This window comes from Sphingobium olei, assembly GCF_042678845.1.
Lineage (GTDB): Bacteria > Pseudomonadota > Alphaproteobacteria > Sphingomonadales > Sphingomonadaceae > Sphingobium > Sphingobium olei.
Genome location: NZ_JBHTLS010000117.1, coordinates 1 through 23355, shown reverse-complemented (window position 1 = coordinate 23355; position 23355 = coordinate 1). Strand labels below are relative to the sequence as shown.

The 23355-nt window shown below is 63.9% G+C and carries 15 protein-coding genes; 4 read left to right on the top strand and 11 right to left on the bottom strand.

Features of this window, described 5'->3' with window-relative positions; genetic code table 11:
- The first annotated feature begins 219 nt into the window (after positions 1 to 219).
- On the top strand, positions 220 to 2256 hold the full coding sequence (locus tag ACFQ24_RS08965; RefSeq protein ID WP_380910450.1) for a tetratricopeptide repeat-containing sulfotransferase family protein: 2037 nt from the start codon (positions 220 to 222) through the stop codon (positions 2254 to 2256).
- On the opposite strand, the gene qhpE is transcribed toward ACFQ24_RS08965, so the two are convergent.
- From qhpE to ACFQ24_RS08910, 11 genes are all read right to left on the bottom strand, one after another.
- Positions 2232 to 2888: a subtilisin-like serine protease QhpE gene (qhpE, locus tag ACFQ24_RS08960; protein WP_380910448.1), complete on the bottom strand. Its 657-nt coding sequence runs from the start codon at positions 2886 to 2888 to the stop codon at positions 2232 to 2234. The two genes, ACFQ24_RS08965 and qhpE, sit on opposite strands and share 25 nt — an antisense overlap.
- On the bottom strand, positions 2881 to 4629 hold the full coding sequence (locus ACFQ24_RS08955; protein WP_380910446.1) for an ABC transporter ATP-binding protein: 1749 nt from the start codon (positions 4627 to 4629) through the stop codon (positions 2881 to 2883). The genes qhpE and ACFQ24_RS08955 overlap by 8 nt, the downstream gene beginning before the upstream one ends.
- Positions 4626 to 5504, bottom strand: a complete 879-nt coding sequence (locus ACFQ24_RS08950; protein ID WP_380910488.1) for a hypothetical protein — start codon at positions 5502 to 5504, stop codon at positions 4626 to 4628. Before ACFQ24_RS08950 ends, ACFQ24_RS08955 begins: the two co-directional genes overlap by 4 nt.
- 140 nt (positions 5505 to 5644) lie before the next feature.
- On the bottom strand, positions 5645 to 6658 hold the full coding sequence (locus ACFQ24_RS08945) for a hypothetical protein (RefSeq protein ID WP_380910444.1): 1014 nt from the start codon (positions 6656 to 6658) through the stop codon (positions 5645 to 5647).
- 86 nt (positions 6659 to 6744) lie between these two features.
- Positions 6745 to 7125 (bottom strand): quinohemoprotein amine dehydrogenase subunit gamma, encoded by a 381-nt coding sequence (qhpC, locus tag ACFQ24_RS08940; protein ID WP_380910442.1) that lies wholly within the window; start codon positions 7123 to 7125, stop codon positions 6745 to 6747.
- Positions 7122 to 8570, bottom strand: a complete 1449-nt coding sequence (gene peaB / locus ACFQ24_RS08935; protein ID WP_380910440.1) for a quinohemoprotein amine dehydrogenase maturation protein — start codon at positions 8568 to 8570, stop codon at positions 7122 to 7124. Before peaB ends, qhpC begins: the two co-directional genes overlap by 4 nt.
- Positions 8567 to 10291 (bottom strand): quinohemoprotein amine dehydrogenase subunit alpha, encoded by a 1725-nt coding sequence (gene peaA, locus ACFQ24_RS08930; RefSeq protein WP_380910438.1) that lies wholly within the window; start codon positions 10289 to 10291, stop codon positions 8567 to 8569. The genes peaB and peaA overlap by 4 nt, the downstream gene beginning before the upstream one ends.
- A 175-nt stretch (positions 10292 to 10466) precedes the next feature.
- On the bottom strand, positions 10467 to 12650 hold the full coding sequence (locus ACFQ24_RS08925; RefSeq protein WP_380910436.1) for a xanthine dehydrogenase family protein molybdopterin-binding subunit: 2184 nt from the start codon (positions 12648 to 12650) through the stop codon (positions 10467 to 10469).
- Positions 12647 to 13114 carry a (2Fe-2S)-binding protein gene (locus ACFQ24_RS08920; RefSeq protein ID WP_380910434.1) on the bottom strand — a complete coding sequence of 156 codons (468 nt, stop codon included), beginning with the start codon at positions 13112 to 13114 and terminating at the stop codon, positions 12647 to 12649. Before ACFQ24_RS08920 ends, ACFQ24_RS08925 begins: the two co-directional genes overlap by 4 nt.
- Before the next feature lie 1168 nt (positions 13115 to 14282).
- A complete protein-coding gene (locus ACFQ24_RS08915) occupies positions 14283 to 15302 on the bottom strand; it encodes a LacI family DNA-binding transcriptional regulator (RefSeq protein WP_380910432.1) in 1020 nt (339 codons plus the stop codon).
- Positions 15299 to 16549 carry an MFS transporter gene (locus ACFQ24_RS08910; RefSeq protein ID WP_380910430.1) on the bottom strand — a complete coding sequence of 417 codons (1251 nt, stop codon included), beginning with the start codon at positions 16547 to 16549 and terminating at the stop codon, positions 15299 to 15301. Before ACFQ24_RS08910 ends, ACFQ24_RS08915 begins: the two co-directional genes overlap by 4 nt.
- A 153-nt stretch (positions 16550 to 16702) precedes the next feature.
- Between ACFQ24_RS08910 and ACFQ24_RS08905 the strand changes: the two genes are divergently transcribed.
- Genes ACFQ24_RS08905 through ACFQ24_RS08895 form a run of 3 tightly spaced genes read left to right on the top strand, consistent with a single transcriptional unit; the run spans position 16703 to position 23003 of the window.
- On the top strand, positions 16703 to 19165 hold the full coding sequence (locus tag ACFQ24_RS08905) for a TonB-dependent receptor (RefSeq protein WP_380910429.1): 2463 nt from the start codon (positions 16703 to 16705) through the stop codon (positions 19163 to 19165).
- 24 nt (positions 19166 to 19189) lie between these two features.
- The gene (locus tag ACFQ24_RS08900; RefSeq protein WP_380910427.1) at positions 19190 to 20725 is read left to right on the top strand and encodes a tryptophan halogenase family protein; all 1536 of its coding nucleotides are present in this window, start codon (positions 19190 to 19192) and stop codon (positions 20723 to 20725) included.
- A gap of 52 nt (positions 20726 to 20777) precedes the next feature.
- On the top strand, positions 20778 to 23003 hold the full coding sequence (locus tag ACFQ24_RS08895) for a beta-glucosidase (RefSeq protein ID WP_380910486.1): 2226 nt from the start codon (positions 20778 to 20780) through the stop codon (positions 23001 to 23003).
- Positions 23004 to 23355 lie beyond the last annotated feature (352 nt).

The following is a 23355-nucleotide window of genomic DNA, read 5'->3' as shown; positions in this document are numbered from 1 at the left end:
GGATCGCCCACCGGCGCCGCCATATTCTACGTCATCTACACCCATGGACGGCTCGCTCTTGCAGCAATCATAACAACCGTCCTAAATCTGATACTGCCGATAGGACGCGGCGTGTCAAGCGGCTGCTCGGCGGGTTTTTGAAACATTTGCGACAGACTCGCTCGACGGACGCTTGCAAAGGCAATAGGATTCTTAGCAGTCGCACAAATGTGAGGGGCTATGGAGAAGGCGCCCGCCGCTACTGCTACCGAAAGCGTCCGGACGGCCGTGGCCCAAGCGGCGAGCTGGCTGGACACGCATCCTGACAAGGCACTTGCGCAGGCGGAGGCGATCCTGCGCCGCACTGGACGCCTTGCCCCCGCCGAATTGCTGGTGGGCCAAGCGCTAAGGCGATTGGGTAAACCCAGGGCAGCCCTGGCCCGCCTTGGCCCCCTCGCCCGTCAACATCCGGACGTAGCGGCCATCTTGTGGGAACTGGCGCAGGCAGCGAGAGACGCCGGCGCTCTGCCTCAGGCCATTGCTGCCCTTGAAAGGCTCACCCGCCTGCAACCGGCAGCGGCCGCCGGCTGGTTTCTGCTGGCCCGCGCGTTGCGCGCGGCAGGACGCGATTCGGATGCCTGGCGCGCCGATCTTTCGGGCGTCCATGCCGCGTCCCGCGACCGCGACCTGCTCGAAGCGGCGATGGCGATGAACGAAGGTCGGCTGGACGAAGCGGACGCGATGCTGCTGACCCGTTCGAAACGCCTGCGCGACGATCCCGCCGGCACCCGCTTGCGTGGCGAAGTCCAGTGGCGGCGCGGCGACATGAACGCCGCATTGGCGCTGGTCGAGCGTGCCCTCGATCTCGCGCCGGGTTTCGATCTGGCGCGCGATTTCCTGATCCGCCTGCTGTTGCAGAATAATCGGCTGCCCGACGCGCTGGCTCATTCCGAGATATTGGCGCGGTCGCCGATCCATAATCCTGGCTATGACCTGATCCGCGCGTCCGTGCTGGTGCGATTGGGCGATCAGGAGGGAGCGAGCGCCATCTACCAGCGGTTGCTGCGCGAGCGCCCCGATCAGCCGCAGGTCTGGCAAAATCTGGGTCACGCGCTCAAGACGCTGGGTCGCCAGGCGGACGCAGTCCATGCCTATCGCCAGGCTGTCGATCATCGCCCGACGATGGGTGAAGCCTGGTGGAGCCTCGCCAATCTCAAGACGGTGAAGCTGGACGCCGACGACATCGCCACGATGGAGCAGGCGCTAGCGACTCTGGCGCAGGATGGCCAAGGTGAGGGCGAAGACGCCTTCCACCTTCATTTCTCGCTGGGCAAGGCGTGGGAGGACCGGAAGGCGGACGAGGCTGCCTTCCGCCATTACAGCCTTGGCAATCAGATGCGCCGCGCGATGATACAGCACGATGCCGATGAATTTTCCGCCGAGGTGGCGGCGGCAGCGGCGACGTTCACCGCCCCTTTCCTCGCGACGATGGGCGATGGTGGTTGCCCATCCCCCGATCCCATCTTCATCGTCGGGCTGCCACGCGCCGGATCTACGCTGGTCGAGCAAATCCTTTCGAGCCACAGCCAGGTCGAAGGCACGATGGAACTGCCCGAGATGATGGTCATCGCCGGCCGCCTGCAATCGCGCGTCGATGACGGAGAATTTCCCGATTTCCGGGCTATGATCGCCTCGCTCTCGCGCGCGGACCGGCAGCGGCTGGGCGAGGAATATGTGGAACAGACCCGCGTTCATCGCCAGAGCGGCAAACCGCGGTTCATCGACAAGATGCCCAACAATTGGCAGCATGTGGGCCTCATCAAGCTGATCCTGCCCAACGCCAGCATCATCGACGCGCGACGCCATCCGATGGGCTGCTGCTTTTCCGCATGGAAACAGCATTTCGCCCGCGGTCAGGCATTCAGCTACGACCTACACGACATCGGCCGCTATTATCGCGACTATGTCGCCCTGATGGCGGCCTATGATGCGGCGGCGCCCGGTCAGGTCTACCGCGTCATCTACGAACGCATGGTGGCAGACACGGTCGGAGAGGTCGATCGGCTGCTCGCCTATCTTGGCCTAGATTTCGAGGAAGCCTGTATCGCCTTCTGGCGCAATGAGCGCGCCGTGCGCACGGCGAGTTCGGAACAGGTGCGGCAACCCATCTATACGAGCGGCGTCGACCACTGGCAGCGCTTCTCGCCCTGGCTGACGCCGCTGGCTGACGCGCTCGGGCCACTGGTGGACGCTTATCCGGACGTGCCGGCCAACTGAAGCCAATCAGCCGGAGCAACCCTGCCGCGGCGAGCGATCAGTCCGGCCATATTGGCAACGGCGAAACTGACCCCGAAGAGATTGCGCCGTTGCGGCACGCCAGGAATCGGGCGCGCACGGCCGGACGCGAAGGCAAGTCCGTTGCGGATCGCGTAGTCGCTTTGCGGGCAGTCCCAATCCACGCCCACGCCCAAGACCTGCTTGAGACTGCCCGGGTAGCAGGGTGTCCCTTCATTGTCCCTTGCGGCAACGATCAAGATGTCTGCGGCCAAAGCATGATCGGCGACCGCCGCGAAAATATCGCGATGGGCCGAATTGACGGTGCCGAGGCTGAGATTGATGAGATCGACACCTTCGGCCACGGCCAGTTCGATCGCTGCCACGAGCGCGCGCGCCGTGCTGCTCAGCCCATCATGAAAGACCCGGATGGGCAGGCAGATCGCATCGGGTGCCTGATACTGGATCGCAGCGGTAACAGCGGTGCCATGACCAAGCCGATCAGCCGTATCCTGCCCCAGCACGGAACCATCTTTCGCGATCGCAAGGCCGCGCAGCAGTCTGTCGGCGTCGATATGGGGATGACTCGACTGAACCCCGCTGTCGATCACGGCGATGCGTAACGGATCAGGCATGGGCCGGCAAAAACATGTCGAGATGCTGTGGAGGCGGCTGCCGATCCAGCGCGGATTGCGGCGCGACGTGCGCCTGACCGTTGGCGATGGTCACCACCTGGTCTGCGATCCGTGCCAGTGCCGGCTTATGCGTGATGACGATGATCGTAGCGTCGGGCAGCGCGCTGCGCAGCCGTTCGGCCACGAGCGCTTCGGTGTCGCCGTCCAGTGCCGATGTCGGCTCGTCTAGGATCAGCACCGACGGCCGGCGCAGCAAGGCGCGGGCGATGACGATGCGTTGCCGCTCCCCCGCAGACAGGGCCAGGCCCCGTTCACCGCAACGGGTCTCCAGACCCCCCGGCAGGCGCATCAGGAACGCGTCTAGGCCGGCCGCATGGGCGGCTGTTTCGATATCCGCGGTGCGCGCGTCAGGCAGAGCAAAGGCGATATTGGCGGCGATACTGTCATTGAACAGCCAGGGCGACTGATCGACCAGCATCACCTGACGGCGCAGATCGTCGAGCCGGATGTCGCGCAGGTCGCGGCCGTCCAGCAGAATGCGGCCCGCACAAGGATCAAGATAGCGAACCATGAGGTCGGCCATGGTAGACTTGCCGGCTCCGCTCGGCCCAACGATGGCGCACAAGCAGCCAGCTTCGATGGTGAGGTTGATCTCGTGCAGCACCGCATCGCGATCGTAGCGCATGCCGACGCGGTCGAAGCAGATGCCCTGCCGCATAGGCCCGATCGCGACCGCCCCAGCGCGTTCCATCACATCGGGCTTGGTGTCCAACAGTTCGAATATCCGCGCCAGCGACACGCGCGCTGAGGCCAGTCCCGACGTCAGCCCCATCAGTGTCTGGATGGGCGACAGCAGTCGCATATGGTAGGCCATGAATGCGACCAGCGTGCCAATGCTCATGTCGCCCTCTATGATGCGCCAGCCGCCATAGAGGATCAGCGCGGACGTCGCGCCGGTCATCACCGTACCGGGCAGCGCACTGGTCATATAGGACGCAATCTGCATCTTCAGCATCGCGCCGACGAAAGCGTCGTTTTTTGCCTTGAACCGCCCGACCTCATGCTCGCCCGCGCGCAACGCCGTGACGATGCGCATCCCCATTACCGTATCGACCAGCAAGCTGCCCAGATCAGCCCCGCGCTCGCGCATCTCGCGGGTCAGGGCCGTCAACTTGCGCTGATAGTGAGCGAACGCGGCCAGGCTTGCCGGCACCAGCACACTGCCGACCAGGAACAGCCGCCAGTCAAGCCAGAGCATCATTGCGACACAGCCGACGAAGAAAAGCAGGTTGCTCACCACAGAGAGCAGCGTATCGGACGCGACGCGCTGCACATCGCTGACGTCGCTGTTCATGCGTGAGACGAGGTCGCCCAGCCGGAAGCTGGCGTAGAAGCGCGGCGACAGTGTCTGGAGATGGCGCAGCAGCGCGGCGCGAATGTCGTAGAGCATCGCCGCCGACAATCGAACATAGCGATAGCTCGCCAGGATATTGACGCCAAAGCCGAGTACGGTCACCACAACCATGATGCCGGCAATCAGCAGCAGTGCCCCCATGTCCCGCCGCAGCAGCGCCTGGTCGATCATCAGTTTGGACAGATAAGGCTGCGCCAGTCCCAGCGCCGTCGAAAGCAGGCTGATCGCCAGCACCAGCAACAGTCCCCGCCAATAGGGACGGATATAGGGCAACAGCTTGCGATAGCTGCCCCAATCGGCAACCGGCGAAGGCTGCGGCCCGCTCAAGCCGCAGCCCGCCGGGGCACCAGCCGCAGCCCTTGCAGCGAGAATTGCGGTTCGGGAAGTTCTGCAAGCAGGCTGGTGCACCAGCCATGTCCTTGAATCAGTGCGTGATGCTGCGCCCGCCACCAATTGCCCTGCCCGCCATTGGCATAGAACTGAGCGCAGAGCAGCAGATGCCGGCGCATCGTGGCGATGAGCATCGCCTGATAATGGCCGAGCAATGCGTCCTGATCCCCGCCTTCGGCGATCGCGCGCACCACCGCACTCGCCAATATGGCCTGCCTTACGGATTGAGCCGCACCATCGCCGCAGATGGGGTCGAAGCCCAGTGCTGCCGTGCCGCAGGCGAGCCAGTCGCCACCGACCAGCGGCAGATGCAGGCGAGGCGCAGCCGGGAAGGCCTGTGGCGGTCCGTCGATCGGTTCGACCACTGGCGCGATCAGACGGCTTTGCGCCAATAGGGCGTCGAGGTCTCCCCCTATGCCGAGCAGCCACCCGTCCTCTCCCCCCGCAGGAGCCAGGAACAACCAACCGGCCTCGACCGCCTCTATCCGACTTTCTTCGCGGCAGGCAGGATCGCGCAGTCGCACACGCGCAACGACAGCATGACGCTCGCCGAACACGTGAAGTTGGCCTGCCGGCAGCGGGGGAGCGGCATGGATGGTGAAATCGGGTGCCCCCTTCGACCCGTCATCCGCTGGCACAGCCAGAGCGCGCTGCAAGGTGGGTTCCGATGCCAGCACCGCGTCATGCGGCACCATGACCGGTTCGCCGCCCCACGCGACCAGTCGGCGGCGAACGCGCGGTGCGTCGGCCAGCAGATCCCGGCGGCCGAACAGATCACGCATCAGCGTCAACGCGGCTTCGCTTAGCATCATACTGGGCAAGGGCGGGCGGCTTGCGGCCTCACTCGCGACCCGCAGCCCGGCTCCTTTCAGCAAATAAGCGCACGCGGCAGCGGCCACCCCGTTTCCCCGAATGGCCACCGCCATCGAAGTATCGGGATGGTCAGATTGGTTCACGGCACCGCCACCATGCCTGCGCCAGTCGCATCATTGCCCAGATCCCAAGTGGCTTCGAGCTTCAACGTCTTCGCGTCATACACCTCTATGTCGAAGCTCGCGCCATATATGTAGAGCTTCCTGCCATCCATCGACATGCCGAAGCGAAAGCGCGATCGGCAGGGGAATTCCGCCTTGTCCACCACGGCGTTGGTGGAAAGGTCCATATGCCAGAATTCGCATCGCTTGGCGCCCAGCGTGCCGTTGGTGACCACGGTGTAGGCCTGCTTCCCATCCGGCGTCACCTCAAGCCCGGCCATGGCGGCGGGCGCCGGGCCGATCGGCGTGAAATCGAATTGCCGGCTGTTGAGGTCGAACCGCGCGACGCCGAACATCTTGCTGTGGATATAGGGATCGGCGGCGTTGAACAGGGACACATATTGGTCGGGCGTGCGCAGCGTCTCCAGCGCGCCGCCGAAGCCGACATTCTCCAGCCCCGTTCCCTCAGGCTTGGCCAGGTCGATACGGTCGGTAGCCTTCAGCGTCGCCGTGTCGATGATGATGACCTTCTCGCCGAAGGCGTAGAGATATTTGCCGTCGCTCGATACCTTGAAGGCGACGCGGTAGCCACCAATCGCCTTCTCGTCATCCTTTTCGATTTCGGCGGTGCGCACCAGCTTGCCGAGCTTCAGGTCGATCACGCCATAGAGCGGCTTGCTGACGGTGTAGCGGTCGATCTCTTTGTCGATCTTGCTGATGATCGTGTAAAAATAACGGCCGGCCGGGTCCGGCACCCCGCCCCAGAAGCGCACCCGGCTGGGACCGTCGTTCAGGCTGAACTTGCTGACCACTTTGCGGCTGGCGGCATCGATCACCTCGATCCCGCTGGTGGTGATGGTCGAGACATAGATGCGCTTGCCGTCATCCGACAGGGTCATGGATGTCGGCAGGCCCGTGTCCAGCTTGATCTTCTGCGTCACCGCGCCCCTGCTTTCGTCAAAGACCAGAAGCACATCGGGATAGGCGCCCATGAACAGCGTCGCTGCCTGAGAAGGAAGCGGGCCCAGACAGGCTAGGCCAGCGGCCAGCGCCAAGCGGATTGTCTGCCTCGCGCGCCTCACGGAAACACCAGATCGAGATTGCGCCAATCCTTGGTCGCCGTGGCGCAATTGCTGGCCCAGTCTGGCGAGTAGTTCACATGATCGGGCACCTGCACCGGCCAGAAGCAGGTGACGTAGCAGTCATAGATGTCGCGCTCCACCGGCTGGCAGAGGCCTGCAGTGCCGCCGCCGGCATCCACTTCCCAGCCGGGCGAGAAAGACAGGGTGCAACCCATCGGCACATGCGGACGCGGTGCCTGTTGCAGGGCGACGACATCCTCCTCCATGTCGGGCGGCGTCACCCCGGAAGCGGCAGCGGCCTCGATCGCCGCTTCCATCTGCGTCACGGCGTCGTCGATGCGCCGCGCCTTTTTGTTGATGGCACGAAGATGCTTCATGACAGCCCCTTTCGTTCAGCGAACCGTTCTAGAAAACCGGGATTTTTGACGGCCAGCTCGCCGTAGATATGCAGGCAGGTGTCGGTCCATTGCCGGATCCAGTCGCAATAATGGAGATTGGCGTGGCCGGTATCGCCGTACCGGACGAAGGCCTCATGATGACAGCCGCCGGCGCAGAGCGGCCGAGCCCAGCAGCTTTGGCAGTCATATTTGGCACCTACATGGCCCCGGCTGAGAAAGTCGCCCTGCTTGGCCCGGTCGATGCCGCTCGACACATGGCCCATCACATGGGTGTCGGCATCGGTGAAACGATGGCAGGGCGACAGGTCGCCTGAAGGACTGACCCCCATCAGCCCCATGCCCGCGCCACAGGGATGCGATTTGTTGACGCCCGAAATCAGTTCGCTGATCGTCTCGCTGACATTGGTGAAGCCGTGCATTTCACCGCGCAGCGCGAATTCCAGCCATTCCTGCGCCAGCAGGTTAAATTGCGCCAGCACGTTGTCCATCCCGTCGGCATCGATGGAATAGGCCCGCGTCTCGCCCGTAGTCACAGGCGCGAAACCAACCTCGTGAAAGCCCAGATCGTCCTTGAGGTGCCGGTAGATTCGCACGACGTCGGTGACGCCTTCGGTCAAAGTCACGCGCGCGGTTACGGCGCGGGTCCGGTGATGGGCGATCAGCGTGCGCAGTCGTGGCTCGATGACCGCATAGCTGCCCTTGCCGTTCTTGTAGACCCGATGCTTGTCCTGCAATTCGGGTGGGCCGTCCATCGATACGGTGACGCCGATCCGGTTGTCGGACAGAAATGTCACGATCTCCGGCGTCAGCAGCGTGGCGTTTGTGGTGAGGCTGTAGGTAATCCCCTTCCCCGCCGCCGCAGTGGCGGCATTGGCATAGTCGACCACGTCGCGCAGAAGCTTGAAGTTCATCAAGGTTTCGCCGCCAAAGAAGGTGATGTGGACCGACGGCCGGTTGGCGGCTTCTGCGATCAACAGATCGACCGACGCCTTCGCCGTCTCCAGAGTCATATATTTGGGCTTGCCGGCTGGGGTCGCGATCTTGTCCGCGCCGAATTCGTAGCAATAGGTGCAGGCGAGATTGCACTGATTGGTGATGTTGAGCACCAGCGCCTGGAGCGGGAAATCGGCCGGCGGCGCTTCAGGCACCGAAACCGAAGCGGCACCCAGATGGATCAGCTGCGCCGCCCGCAATTCGCGCACCAGTGCTTCCGCATCAGGCAGGTCGCCGCCCTCATCGGCCAGTTCGCGCACGAGCGCCGCATGACTGAGTTCCTGCCCGCCGATACGGTCCAGCACCTCCTGCACCTGCTCGTCGATCTCGAAGATCGCGCCGGCGTTTACAAGATAGACGAAGGCGCTGCCGCCCGCGTGGAAGCCGTGATATTCGGCGCGGTGGTAAGTCGGCGTATGGACCGCGTTCATTGCGACACCTCCGGCTGGTCGAAACGTTGGTACATGGGTACGGTGACGACCAGATAGGATCGCGCGCTCAGCGGCTTGCCGAACTTGTCCTTTTCCCGCTTTGCCGTAGCGACGACCCAGACCTCGCCATAATTGTTGCGGCTGAACCGCCGCTCGGGATTTGGCCCCTCCAGCCCGGGCGTAAAGAAGGCGGTCGGGCTGAGCGCGCCGACATATTTCATGTCGTCATCATAATAGACCGACATGAATTCCTGCATGGACCAGGTCGCGTCGATCGGGCCGATCGCGACATCATCGCCAGTTCCGGGCTTGCCGTCCACGCCATTGTCATAGCCAATCGCCTCGAACTGCTGATAGCCCTTGGGGAATTTCGTGCCGCCCAGCCGCGCCAGGCTGGTTTCCGGCGTGACCTTGAGATAATCAACCGCGCGGTAGACGGGGAACGCCTTCTCCAGAACTGCACCGCCAATGCCTACGTCCCGCTGCCCAGCCGATGCGCTGGCCGCCACATCGATCGTCAGCACAGCCTTGCCGGGTGTCGCCGACACGACCTTGGCAACTGTGACGCCCGAACCCAGATCGATATCCGCTGCAGTTAGCGAAGCCGGCAGATTATGCCCCCAGATGGCGACCTCCACGCCTTTCGCTCCAGCCTTCACAGCACCCGGCGTCACCGCCAATATGGCTGGCGCTGCGGTCGCGCGAACCAGCTTCACGTCATAGCCGAATTCCTGATACTCGCCCCAGAACCAGCGCCCTTCGGCATGCTGCTGGTCGGGCGCGAACCACAGCGTTTCCCGCGCCGCGCTGTTCAGGTCATCAGGCTTGCTCGCCGCCGCCCCGCCCCTTGAAGAGCCGCGCCAGCTATAGCCGGAATAGACCAGTCCCTTGCCGCTCCGGCTGACGGTGGCACCATTGCCGAGCGAGGTGAGCGACGCGCTGGTCGCGAACTCGTCCTTCATTTCGCCTGGCGATACCGTCATCGTGCCGACGAACCGACCCTGGCCCGGAACCGAGGCCACAACCAGCCAGTCGCCGGCCAGCCTGGGCGCTCGCAGACGCGAACTCCATGCCGCCCATTCGGGCGTATGCAGAGCCGCCACCTTGGGCAGGTATGTCAGCGCATATTCTCCGCGGGTCAGCTTGTCCTTGGGGTCTCGGCCAGCGGGTTGCTCGGCGTCCTCGGCCGGGCGGCGATATTGCGCGTCGGCCTGCGAATAGAGAGCGACATGCATGTCCTGCAATGTCTTCCATTCCAGCTTCGACCGCCGCCAGGACAAGGGTTGGGCATAGGCATGGCAGCTGGCGCACGCGCCGCGCATTGTCTCATTGGGCAGCACCTCGTCGATAATGCGCTTTTCGGGCAGATACATGACCGGCCGCGCCTCTTCGGGCGCCAGTCCATGCGAAGCGGAAAGCGACTTGATGATCGCGCGCGATTCCTCTGGCGTGATGTTGAGGCCGTTCAGGCGCACCATCCGCTTGATCGCCTGCGCCCAGCCCTCCGGCGTCGTCCGCACCCAACTGATGCGGGACAGGTTGCCTTTCGCGTCGGACGTATGGCAACTGCCGCATTTTTCCGTAACCAGCCGATCGGCGATGGGTATGCCGTCCTCCATCTCCTTCATGGTCGCGCCGCTCGAGCCGCCATCCGCCTGCGCGAGTACGATCGATGACGAGAACAACGCCAACATGCCGAACTTCAACCGAAGCTGCTTCACCCTGGTGCCCCCCAAATCGCGTCCGGTCTCTTGCCTGGACGCAGCCGAGCTTAGCCGGGAGCTTTTCGGGCTCCCTGATCGACATGACGAACAGCGCCACACCGATCCGCCATAATTCTTGACGATCATCAAGAATTTTTCACGGCAAGTAAAGAGGGTGTTGGAAATGCAGCGTTCAGGCGAACATTTCCGGCACGATCGGCAGGGTCCGAATGCGTTTGCCGGTCGCTGCGTACAATGCATTGACCAGCGCGGGGATGACTGGCGGCAGGGCGGGTTCGCCCATGCCGGTTGGCGGATGGTCCGTCTTCACGAACTCGACCAGGATCTGCGGCGTGTCAGGGATGCGTTGCAGCGGATGGGTATCGAAGTTGGCTTGCTCTACTGCCCCTGCGATCTGCGTGATCCTCTGCCCCGCAAGCGCTTGGCCCAGCCCCTCGATCACTGACCCCTGCGCCTGATGCAGCGCGTTCATCGGATTGATGATCTGGCTGCCGACATCGCCCGCGACCCAGACGGTCGCGACCTTCGGAATGCCATCGACCAGCGCCACCTCCAACACCTCGGCAAAATAGCCCATATGGCTGTGATAGAAGGCAAAACCCTTGCCACGGCCCTTGGGAAGCCGACCGCGATCGGCCCAGCTACTCATCGCCAGAACCTTCTCGATCACGCCCTTGGCCCGACTGGTCAGGAAGGGCGGCGCATTGGGGCCGCGCGGCAGCGCGCGCGGATCGGCAAGCAGTTCCAGCATCAGCGTCGGCAGATCCTTCCCGGCCGCTTCCGCCACTTCATCCAGAAAGGCCTGGGTCACGAAGGCAAGCGCATTTGAGCCGGGAGCGCGAAGCCATCCAGTCGGCATGTTGGTGGTGAGGAAACTCTGTTCGAGCAGCACCGTGTCGATGAGGCCGGCGGGCAGTTCGTGCGCCGGCATCTCCGCCGATCGCACCGGCTTGCCGTCCTTGCCGAACGTCACGAAATGATCGTGAAAGGCGCTGAGTTTACCGCTCTTGTCGAGCGCGGCGCGGAAACCATGCCAGCCGGCCGGACGATAGAAATCCCGCTGGAAATCCTGCTGCCGGCTGTAGACCAGCTTTACCGGCACGCCCGGCACTTGCGCCGCGATGGCGGCCGCCTGCACCATATAGTCGTTCATGAGCCGCCGACCGAACCCTCCGCCGATCCGCGTGAAGTTGATGCGGATTTTTTCAGGAGCCAGGTTCAACGCCTTGGCTACCAGCCCCCGCCCGCTCTCCGGGTTCTGAGTCGGCGCCCAGATTTCAATCGCTCCGTCCTTGAACAGGGCGGTGCAGTTTTGCGGCTCCAGCGTGGCATGCGCCAGGAAGGGATAGTCATACTGCGCGCTGACCGTCCTGGCCGCTGTCGCGAAAGCCGCTTCCACATCGCCGCTGCGCACGATGTCGCCATCCGCCTTGCCCTTCAGCCGCTCGGCCGCCTGGCTGGCATAGGCTTGGGTCGAAAAGCCGCTGACGGCGCTCATGTCCCAATCGATCTTCAGCGCCTCGCGCGCCTGATTGGCGCTCCACCAGCTTTTCGAGAGGATCGCGACGCCATCGAACAAGGATTCCGGCGTGCCGTCTCCCTTGATCGTCAGCACATGGGCCACACCGGGCAGCTTGCGCACCGCGTCCAGATTGGCGGACCTCAACGTGCCCCCAAAGGCCGGACAGGTTTCCAGCACCGCGTACACCATGCCGGGGAGTTTGAAGTCTATCCCGAACAGCGGCTTGCCTGCGACGATCGCTGGCGTATCCACCCCGCCTATGGATTGGCCGATGATGCGGAACTCCTTCGGATCCTTCAGCATCAATGTCGCCGGATCGGGTGCTGGCTGCTTGGCGGCGGCGGCAGCCAAGGAAGCGTAGGTAACGCTGCGGCCTGACGCCGGATCGATGACCTTGCCGCCGCGCGTCACCAAAGTTGCAGGGTTGACGGCCCAACTCTGCCCGGCAGCGGCCACCAGCATCGCGCGGGCGGCTGCACCCGCTGTGCGGGTGGGCAGCCATTCGCGCGGTGTGGTGCGGCTGCCTCCGGCGCTTTGCCCGCCAAATATCTTCTGATCGGCATGGGTCTGTTCGATCGTCACCTGCGCCCAGTCGACATCCAGCTCCTCGGCGATCAGCATGGGAAGCATCGTCTTGGCGCCCTGGCCAATCTCCGCATTTTTTGCGCCTATGAGGACTCGGTTGTCAGGCAGTATCCGCACAAAGGCGGTCACAACCTGCCCACCTGTTTCCGCAGCATCCGCCGCCGGAATGCTAAAGTCGAACAGCAGTCCGCCTCCGGCGAGCAGCGAGGCGCTGAGGAAGTGCCGGCGCGAAAGGTCGGACGCTTTCATGCCTTGGCTCCCGCCTTGGCTGCGTCCTTGATTGCCTCGCGGATGCGAACATAGGTGGAGCAGCGGCAAAGATTGCCCGTCATCGCCGAATCGATATCTTCGTCCGTCGGTCGAGGATTGCTCGCCAGCAGCGCGGTCGCGCTCATGATCTGCCCTGCCTGGCAATAACCGCATTGCGGCACGTCCAGCTTTATCCAGCTTGCGGATATCCGCTTTCCGGCATCGCTCTGTGCCACGGCCTCGATGGTCGTGATGGCCATCTCCTGCGCTTCGCCGATCGGCGTCTGGCAGGCGCGCGCTGGATTGCCGTCAAGGTGGACTGTGCAGGCACCACATAGCCCGGCACCACAGCCGAACTTGGTTCCCACCATGTCCAAATCCTCGCGCAGCGCCCATAGGAGGGGCTTGGCGGGATCAGCGTCCACGGTTCGTATACGCCCATTGACCTTGAGGTTGATCGCCATTGCCGTCCCCGCCTTGCCTCACACACATCATGGGTCGACAAAATGACAGCTGTTGTCCAGCCGTTTTATACGGCGCTTGCGCCGATGAACAGCTAAGCGGATTGCTGTGCCTCGATGCGAGGCTGATTCATTTTTCTTATCCAGCCACGAAATCCATGCGTCGAGACGGCCTTCTCGGTCAGAACTCGTTGACCGGACCAAATAATACGGTCACAATGACGGGTGATGTCGGAGAAGACCTGGGTCAGGCCACGCAGCTCCGGCGCTTACAAAACATGATCTGGTCCGCTTACCGCTTTTAAGCAAACTCCTAAGAACGGAAGTAATGCTGCTTACTGTGTTTGCGGAGGCTACGCTGCTGGTTTTAGGCCCATGCGGCGCTCTGTGGCATACGACAACAACGCCGCCCCAGGGGGCCTCCCTGTTGCTCACTCAGTCTGTTGTTTCAGCTTCCTAATGGCGGGCATACGCTGGCAAGTCTTTCAATGGCTGAAATAGGGTCTTGACTAGACCGTCCGCTGTTCGTGAAAGAAGCAGGAAAGCTGACGCACCGCCGCTGTGACGTTCCGAGAACGGAGGCCCATTTCAGCGATCGGGCAGCGTGGCGTTATTTCGACCTCCTTTCACGGCCACTGCACCCGGCTATGCGTCCCGTCCTCTCCATTTGGGCTACCGACATTTTGCGTCAGCGTGGGCGTAGGGCTATGGCGGCAAGCGGGATTGAAGGTGGAGCTCGCGGCGAGCCTTCAAGTTCATCATTACCGACCCCCAGCCGCCTGTTGTTTGATCCGAGGTGCAGCCCGTCCACTCCCCATGAATGAATTTCACTGGAGCTGCCAAATGCAATGCACCAACGCTAAGCGCCCGTCGCTAACGGGATCTTCGGGAAATGCGCTGTATGCCGCTTGCTGTCAGTCCTGCGATCTTGTTCGGTTCGTTACCCTATACGCTACCGATTGCCTGCTAACGTACCGGCAAATGGGACCGTATCTCGCCCTCAATGCTCGTAACGCAGTTGCTCTGACAGCACCTCCTCAACCGCTCGAACCGGCGGAGATTTCCTGAATGAAGCGCAGGTCTGGATCGCTGCATATCGTCGTCGCGGATCAGCAAAACGCCGACTTCAGGTCGTATTCGGATGGTGATGTTGACAGACACAAAGAGGCATTCAAGTCGCTGCCCCCGTGCTGTTGCGGAAGATCAGCTGATAGGGCAGCAGAGGATGGGCATCGGGATCGGCGGGGTTGGTCCTAAGGCGCGGGCTGACGAGGATATCGACCGCCGCCGCCGCCATCTCTGCCTTGGGCTGACGCACGGTGGTCAGCTGGGGCCAAGCCGCCCGCGAAGACGGCGCATCGTCGAAGCCGCAGATCGACAGGGCATCGGGCACCGCAATGCCGCGCTTCATGGCGGTGATCAGCACGCCCAGAGCCATGTCGTCATTGGCGGCGAAGATGGCCGTGGGCGGGGCCGTGCCCGACAGGAGGCGTTCGCCCAGTTCCAGCCCGGCCCGCAGCGCGAAGTCGCCGCGCAGGATCAGGCTTTCGTCCACGCCGATCCCCGCCCGCGCCATCGCCTGCCGGAATCCTTCCTCGCGTCTGGCGGAGGCGCGGTGATGGACAGGCCCCTGCACGAAGCCGATCGTCCGATGGCCCAGCCCGATCAGATGGTCCGTCATGTCTCTGGCCGCGCCCAGATCGTCCATATGCACCGTGCCTGAAGAGGGCGGCACGACACTCGGCGCCACCAGGACGGTCGGCAATCCCAGCTCTTCGAAAAGGCCCGTCAAAGCCGGCTCGTCACAGATTGGCGGCGCGACGATCGCCCCATCCAGCCGAAGCGCGGCGACGCCGTCCCTAACGCGCGCATCCCAGTCCGGCCGGCCAAGGTCCACCGGCTCAACCACCAGATGATAGCTGCGGTCGCGGCAGCGCATCATCGCGCCATGTTGCAGGTCGGCCGCATAGCCCGACGCCGGATCGTCGATGAACAGGCCGATCAGATAGGATCGGGAACCCGACAGGCTGCGCGCGAAGGCGTTCGGCCGATAGTCGAGTTCAGCGACCACCCGTTCGACCAAGGCGCGCACTTCCGGTCGGACATAGGCTTCGCCGTTGATGACGCGGGACACCGTCTTGGGCGACACGCCTGCCCTGGCCGCCACATCCTTGATGGTGACCGCGTTCACCTTGCTTCTCCCCACGGCGCTCGGTTCAAAAGCGCGAACAGCGCGATCACGGCATAGCAGGATACCGGCAGCGCCAGCGCCCGCAACAGGCCAAAGACGTCGGCTGCGGCACCGGTCAGGAGGGGCACGACCGCCCCACCGACCACCGCCATGCACAGCCACATAGAAGCGAGCGGCGCAAGCCGGCTGTCCTGCGGCATCGCCATCGCATAGATGACCGGATACATGATCGCGTTGCACAGGCCGATCGCGATCAGCGCCGCCGATCCCGCCACGCCCGGCAGGACGATCGCCGCCGCCGTCAGCAGGATGGCGCCCAGCGCGGCAAGGAACAGCAGCATGCTTTCCGCTATGCGGGCCATAATCCACGATCCCGCGAACCGGCCGACCATCGCGCCCGCCCAATAAAGGCTGACGAGTCGCCCCGCATTCACCGGGTCCAAGGCAAGCCGCTGCGGCAGCATCAGAATGTTTGTCATCAACGTGCCGATGGTCACCTCCGCCCCGACATAGACGAAGATGGCGACGCTTCCCCACATCAGACGGCGGTCGCCCAGAAGGAGAAATATCTGCTTCCCCCACCGATCGGGCAGGCGATGTCCTCCCGGCTCCCGGCCATGCAGCAGCGTGCGGTGTCGAAAATAGGCCAATGCCAGCAGCGCCAATATGCCGCCTGTGGCGATGAAGGGTACCGAGGCGGTGCTATCCGACCCGTCGCCCGGCCGGATGTCCGCCAGCAGGAACGGCGCGCTCATCAGCGGCCCGAGCACCGTGCCGAGCGAATTGAACCCCTGGAGCAGGGTCAGGCGCGACGCCGCGCGCCGGGAAGGGCCAATGACCGTGACCACGGTATTGGCGGCGATCTGCAGCGCCGTCTGCCCGGCCGACAACAGCAGCAACGCGCCCAGCAACAGGGAGAAGCGCGCGACGGTCTGGGTTGCTGCCAAGGCGAGACAACCGGCCGCCATGATCGACAGCCCGACGCAAATGGCACGCATATAGCCCATGCGGACGATCGTCAGCGCGACAGGCAGCGCGAACAGCAGATAGCTGGAATGGAACGCCAGCTGGATGAACATGGCGCGGTGATAGTCGAGCTGCAACACGGACTTGAGCTGCGGCACCAGCAGGCTGATCGAAGCGCTTAGAAACCCGCCGATGAAGAAGACGCTGATCGACAGCCGGAACAACCGGCCCGCCACCTCTTCCGCCGATAGCGGCAGCCTCCTCTCCCGATGATCCGTCATGACGCCACCATGGCATTGTTTTCCTGCCGGCGGAAAGATGGTGATGCACAAAAAACACAGCATCCTGACATCGATGTCAAACCCATCTTGACAACGATGTCAGATCGTCCGCATAGGCGCGGAAGAAGTAATTATGTTTTCGGGAGGATAGTCATGAAGAGGCGCGCACTTGTCGCGAGCACGGCGCTCGCGGCCTGTCTGGTTTCCGTTTCAACAGCACAGGCGCAGACCGCGCCGGCCACAGCTCCGCAAGGGCCTCAAGTCGATGCCGGCGGCGACATCATCGTCACCGCGACCCGCCGCGAAACCAGCCTGCAATCCACCCCGATCGCCATCTCGGCCTTCAATCAGGACACGCTGACGAAGAACGGCGTCAAGGACGTGACCGATCTCGCCCGCTTCGTGCCCTCGCTGCAGTTCAACCAGCAGGGCGACCAGTCGGCCGTGCTGCTGACGCTGCGCGGCATCGGCAATGACAGCGCCTATACCGAAGTCGCCGACCCCGAAGTCGCCATCTATGTCGACGGCATCTATTCGCCCCGTTCGCAGGGCGCGTCCGTCCTGATGTACGACATGGAGCGGGTGGAAGTGCTGCGCGGACCGCAAGGCACGCTGTTCGGCCGCAACGCCACCGTCGGCGCGCTCAGCCTGATCTCCGCCAAGCCCAAGCTCGGCGCGTTCGAGGGCAATGTCGAATTCACCGCCGGCAATTACGACCGCTTCGGCGTGCGCGGCGCGATCAACATTCCGGTCACCGACACGCTGGCCTTCCGCGTGGCCTTCGTCAGCGACCGTCATGACGGCTATGCCGACTATCAGCCCGCTCCCAACATACCGGGCATCAACCGGTCGGCCTTCGTCACGTCGGGCAAGAAATATTATGCCGCCGACCAGCAGTCCGGACGCGTGTCGATGCTGTGGCAGCCAAGCGATCGGTTCAGCTGGAACCTGTCGGTCGAAGGCTTCCTCGACACCGGCGCGCCGGTGATCGGCCTGCTCCAGACGCCCCGCCCCGGCACCAAGCGCTGGTCGACTCTGAGCGACACGGCCCCCGATACCGACCGCTACTCGGTCGCGGTGCGCAGCACCATGAACTATGACATCACCGACAGCGTGCAGCTGAGCTACATCGCCGGCTGGTCGCGCATCGGCGGATCGACCCAGACCGACGCCGACGCGGGCGCGCTGCCTCCGACCGGCCAGCGGGACGCGGACGGCAACGACCTGCCGTTGGGCGCGTTCGGCGAAAACCGCACCCTTTCGTCGCGCTATGATTTCCAGAGCCACGAAATCCAGCTGAAGTCGACCGGGGAACAGGATCTCGACTGGATCCTGGGCGCTTATTACAGCCACGAAAAGAACCGCATCCGCTTCGACATCGACCAACGCAACGGCTATCGCGACGGCACGTTCAGCTGGGCGGGCAGCTTCATCCAGGCCAATCGCCAGATCGACAGCCGCGCCGTCTTCGGTCAGGCCGTTTGGCATGCGACCGACTGGCTGCGCGTCACCGGCGGCCTGCGCTACACCTCGGACAAGAAGGAAGATATTGGCGGCCGCAACGTCACCTTCTCGGGCTACGGCTGCACCGTTGCGGACCGCGCGCCGGGCGGCATCTGCACCGGCGGCATCTTCGGCGCCTATCCCAATGCGACCGCCGCGGAACTGGTCGACCTGCTGCCGGGCTTCTCCATCTCGAACAACGACGTGAAGGGGAAGTGGAACAAGCTGACCTATCTCGCCCGTGTGGACGCTGACCTCGCGCCGGATACGCTCGGCTATGCCAGCATTTCCACCGGCTTCAAGTCGGGCAATATCCAGGACAATGCCGGCCTCACCGACCCGGAAACGCTGACCAACTATGAAGTCGGCATCAAGACGCGCCTGCTCGACCGCCGGGTGACGCTGAACCTTGCCGCCTATTATTCGGACTTCAAGGGCTATCAGGTCAATCAGGCCGTCACTTTCCGCGATGCGGCCGGCAATGTGGTGCGCAGCCAGATCGTGACCCAGAATGCCGAGGGCGCGAAGGCCTACGGTCTGGAAGGCGAACTCAACGCCAACTTTACCGACAATGACCGGTTGCAGCTGTCGGCCACGGTCCAGAAGACCAAGCTCGATGAACTGCAGAGCGTCGACGGGCGGCTCTATGACGGCGGCAAGGCGTCGTCGATCGTGGAGCTGAAGGGCAATGAGCTGGCGCACGCGCCGCGCTTCTCCGCCACCCTCAGCTACGAACATGATTTCGAGCTGGCGAGCGGCGCGCGGATCACGCCGCGCTTCACCACCCACTATGAAACGAAGAGCTGGCTGAGCTATTTCAACGGCGACGCCAACCCGTTCATGAACGCCAACCTGCCGGCGGACAATATGCCCGACCGTGGCACCAACGGCACCGACTGGGATCGGCAGAAGGCCTATTTCCGGTCCGACGCGTCGATCCGCTTCAACAGCGCGGACCAGAATTATTCGGTGGAGGCCTTCGTCCAGAACATCGAAAACGGCCGCATCCGCACCGGCGCGGGAGCGTTCGGCGCGCCGCGTTACGAGCCGGTGTTCCTGTCCAACCTTCAGCCGCCCCGGACCTGGGGCGTCCGCGCCCGGGCGAACTTCTGATCGGCTGAAGGCGGGGACCTATCCATGACGACCGACCTCCCCCCTCCCCATCGGATCGTCATACTGGGCGGCGGCACGGCCGGATGGCTGGCCGCCGCCTGGCTTTGCCGCGCGCTGCAGATGCCGGACGTCACGCTGGTCGAATCCGGCGACATCGGCATCATCGGCGTGGGGGAAGGCACGTTTCCCACCATCCGCACGACCCTGGCGGCGCTGGGGATCGGCGAGGCCGAATTCCTGGTTCGGGCCGACGCGACCTTCAAGCAGGGCGTTCTGTTCGAAGGATGGTCCACCGGGACCGACAGCTATTTCCATCCGTTCAACCTGCCGGTGGGCGGCGAGGACGAAGCGCTGCTGCCGCACTGGATCGCCGACGCCGACCCGCGCCGTCCGGCCTGGGCTGACGCGGTCACTGTGCAGGAACAGGTCATCCGCGCCGGGCGCGGGCCCAAGCGTCCCGGCGATCCCGACTTTTCCGGCCCGATGAATTACGCCTATCATTTCGACGCGCCGCGCTTCGCCGCCTATATGCGCGACATCTCGATCGCCGCCGGCGTCAATCGGATCGAAGGCACGGTCGCACGCGTGGAACGCGCCGAGGACGGCGACATAGCGGCCCTTGTGCTGGAGGACGGCCGCAGGGTGGAGGGCGACTTCTTCCTCGACTGCTCGGGCTTCCGCGCGCTGCTGATCGGCAGGGAACTGGGCGCCGCCTTCACTTCCTGCGCGTCCGCCCTGTTCAACGACCGTGCGCTGGCGGTGCAGGTGCCCTATCCCTCGCCCGAAGCGCCGGTGCGACCCTACACGCTCGCCACCGCGCATGAGGCGGGATGGACCTGGGACATCGGCCTTACCGAGCGGCGGGGCGTCGGCTATGTCTATTCCAGCCGCCACGCGTCGCAAGATGAGGCAAGCGCCACCCTCCACGCCTATGTCGGCGCGAAGGACGGCAGCTTAGACCCGCGCCTGCTCAAATTCGAATGCGGCTATCGCGAAACCCAGTGGATCGGCAACTGCGTGGCGGTCGGCCTGTCCGCAGGATTTTTCGAGCCGCTGGAATCGACCGGCATCATGCTGATCGAAGCCGCGCTCAAGAAGATTGGCGACTTTCTGGTGCCGGGGGACCGCACCGCGCGGAATGCCGCCGCGCGCAGCTTCAACCGCCTGATGGCCGGCCGATTCGAGCGGATCGTGCATTTCCTGAAGCTGCATTACTGCATCACCCGCCGGACGGACACCGCTTATTGGCGCGACAATGCCGATGCCGCCTCTGTTCCGGAACCGCTGCGGGACATGCTCGTCCAGTGGCGCTATCGGGCGCCGTCGCGCTTCGACTTTCTGGTCGACCTCGAAACCTTCCTGCCGCCCAGCTATCATTATATCCTCTACGGCATGGGCTTTGCGACCTGCCTCCCCGCCGATGTCGCCCGCCATCCCGGCGCAGCGGAGGCGCGCTCGACCTTCGCCCGAGTGCGCGCCGCCCACGCGGGTGCCTGCGCCGCGCTGCCCGATCATCGCGCCCTGCTCGATCATTATCGACGTCAGGCCCCTTCCATCTAGCCAAGGTGAATTGATGCGCCCGTCCAGCAAAACCATCCTGCTCGCCGCCCTGATGGCGGCGGCCTCTCCCGCCATTACCACCCACGCGCAGACGGCACCTGCCGCCGATACGCAACAAGCATCGCAGTCGCGCGCCGACGCACTCGTCAAGGCGATGACGCTGGACGAGAAATTGCAACTCATCCACGGCTATTTCCCGCCGCTCGCCAAGCCCGTGCCGCCGATCAGCATGATCCCGTCAGCGGGCCACATCCCCGGCATCCCGCGGCTCGGCATCCCCACCCTGCGCGAAAGCGACGCCAGCCTGGGCGTTGCCAACCAAGTCGAACAGCGCAAGGGCGACGTCGCCACCGCCCTGCCCGCCAGCATCGCGACGGCCGCGACCTTCAACCCGCGCCTCGCCTATGAAGGCGGCGCGATGATCGGTGCGGAGGCGCGCGCCAAGACCTTCAACATCCTGCTGGCCGGCGGCGTCAACCTGACCCGCGATCCGTGGAACGGGCGTAATTTTGAATATCTGGGCGAAGATCCGTGGCTCGCCGGCGTTATGGCGGGCGAACATATCAAGGGCGTACAGAGCAACCATATCGTCTCGACGATCAAACATTATGCGCTCAATTCGCAGGAAACCGGCCGGACGGTGCTGGACGCCCGCATCGGCAAGGCGGAACTGCGCGAAAGCGACCTGCTCGCCTTCCAGATCGCGACCGAGATCGGCCATCCCGGCTCCTATATGTGCGCCTATAACAAGGTGAATGGCGACTATGCCTGCGAAAATGACTGGCTGCTCAACACGGTCCTGAAGAGGGACTGGGGCTATAAGGGCTGGGTCATGTCGGACTGGGGCGCCGTCCATTCGACGGAAAAGGCGGCGATCAATGGCCTCGACCAGGATTCCGGTCAGGAACTGGACGACCAGGTGTTCTTCGACAAGAAATTCGCCGAAGCGGTGAAGGCAGGGCGCATCTCGATGGCGCGGCTGGACGACATGGTCCGCCGCATCCTCTTCGGCGTGATCGACAGCGGCCTGATGGACCATCCTGTGCCCGACAGCGCGCAGCCGATCGACTATGCCGCCAACGCGCAGGTGGCGCAGCGCGCAGCGGAGGAAGGCATCGTCCTGCTCAAGAATGACGGCAACCTTCTTCCCTTGGCCAAATCGGCGAAGAAGATCGTGCTGATCGGCGCGCATGCCGATGTCGGCGTGCTGTCGGGCGGCGGATCGTCGCAGGTCCGCTCCGTTGGCGGCGCGCCCGTCGAAATCCCGCTGACGAAGGGGGCGGCCGCCTCCTTCGCCCGCATCACATGGCATGCCTCTTCCCCGCTGAAAGCCATCCGCGCCCTCGCGCCGCAAGCCGATGTCACCTATGTCGACGGCAGCGATCCAGCCGCGGCGGCGGCGGCCGCGCGCGGCGCGGACATGGCCATCGTCTTCGCCTGGGCATGGCGCACCGAAGCGCAGGATCCCGAAAGCATGGCCCTGCCCGACAATCAGGATGCCCTGATCGGCGCGGTCGCCGGCGCGAACGGAAAGACCTTGGTGGTGGTCGAAAGCGGCGGCCCGGTGCTGATGCCCTGGATCGACCGCGTGCCGGCGATCCTGCAGGCCTGGTATCCCGGCCAGCGCGGCGGCGAGGCGATCGCCAGCATCCTCTTCGGCGATGTCGATCCTTCGGGACGGCTGCCGATCACCTTCCCCGTCAGCGCCGATCAGGCTCCCCGCCCCGAACCGCTCGGCCTTGCTGAACTGCGCGCGGCTGATGCCCGGCGCGACGCCGGCGACAAGACCGTCTATGGCATGAGCGGCGGCGTCGCCTCTTTTGCGGTGGACTATAAGGAAGGCGCGGATGTCGGCTATCGCTGGTATGCCGCCACGCAGCGCAAGCCGCTTTTCCCCTTCGGTTACGGCCTCACCTACACCCGCTTCGACTATGCCAATCTGCGCGTGAAGGGCGGCGACAGGCTGGTCGTGGATTTCGACATCGCCAACAAGGGCGAGCGCGCGGGGGCCGACGTGCCACAGCTCTATGTAGAGGCGAAGAGCGCCGCTGGAACCACCGCCTACAGGCTGGCGGGCTTCCAGAAGCTGTGGCTCAAGCCAGGGGAGACCGGCCATGTCTCGCTGACGGTCGATTCCCGCGTCATCGCGCGCTTCGACGAAGCCGCACCAGGATGGAAACTGGACGCCGGCGCCTACCGCCTGCGCATCGGCCATTTCGCCGGCGATGCTGCGCTGGAGGGCATTGGGACGCTTGAAGACATAATCTTGCGTCCTTAAGCCCGCGACTTGTCTGATCTATTGACGACGCTGCTCCTGGCGTGAAAGGCTCCAGCGGCGCGCCATGCAACATCTTCCTGGATGGACAATGTCCTCTCTGCGCTCGCCGCCTACCCCCGCAAGCGGATCCCTCCCGCGCAATTCACCAAGCGGCCGCTGTTCCGGCGGCAGGTTGGTGGCGCAGCATGAAGAAGCTGGCAGAAATCGGGCGAGGGCAGCTCGCACTAGAGCATCGAGCCTTTAATCTGACGCATATCCAGCTGCTTTGATGAAGTTCCAGCATTCTTCTGGGGTATAGAGGTCACAGATGTTGCCGATGGCGTGCCATAGGGCATCGATGGTTCTGGCGCCG

Bases quoted from the DNA above. Each gene is read 5' to 3' on its own strand.
- qhpE (WP_380910448.1), bottom strand. From the start codon at position 2,888: ATGCCTGATCCGTTACGCATCGCCGTGATCGACAGCGGGGTTCAGTCG.
- ACFQ24_RS08900 (WP_380910427.1), top strand. From the start codon at position 19,190: ATGACGACCGACCTCCCCCCTCCCCATCGGATCGTCATACTGGGCGGC.
- ACFQ24_RS08965 (WP_380910450.1), top strand. From the start codon at position 220: ATGGAGAAGGCGCCCGCCGCTACTGCTACCGAAAGCGTCCGGACGGCC.
- ACFQ24_RS08920 (WP_380910434.1), bottom strand. From the start codon at position 13,114: ATGGCGATCAACCTCAAGGTCAATGGGCGTATACGAACCGTGGACGCT.
- qhpC (WP_380910442.1), bottom strand. From the start codon at position 7,125: ATGAAGCATCTTCGTGCCATCAACAAAAAGGCGCGGCGCATCGACGAC.
- ACFQ24_RS08910 (WP_380910430.1), bottom strand. From the start codon at position 16,549: ATGACGGATCATCGGGAGAGGAGGCTGCCGCTATCGGCGGAAGAGGTG.
- ACFQ24_RS08895 (WP_380910486.1), top strand. From the start codon at position 20,778: ATGGCGGCGGCCTCTCCCGCCATTACCACCCACGCGCAGACGGCACCT.
- ACFQ24_RS08925 (WP_380910436.1), bottom strand. From the start codon at position 12,650: ATGAAAGCGTCCGACCTTTCGCGCCGGCACTTCCTCAGCGCCTCGCTG.
- peaB (WP_380910440.1), bottom strand. From the start codon at position 8,570: ATGAACGCGGTCCATACGCCGACTTACCACCGCGCCGAATATCACGGC.
- ACFQ24_RS08905 (WP_380910429.1), top strand. From the start codon at position 16,703: ATGAAGAGGCGCGCACTTGTCGCGAGCACGGCGCTCGCGGCCTGTCTG.
- ACFQ24_RS08950 (WP_380910488.1), bottom strand. From the start codon at position 5,504: ATGATGCTAAGCGAAGCCGCGTTGACGCTGATGCGTGATCTGTTCGGC.
- ACFQ24_RS08945 (WP_380910444.1), bottom strand. From the start codon at position 6,658: ATGGGCGCCTATCCCGATGTGCTTCTGGTCTTTGACGAAAGCAGGGGC.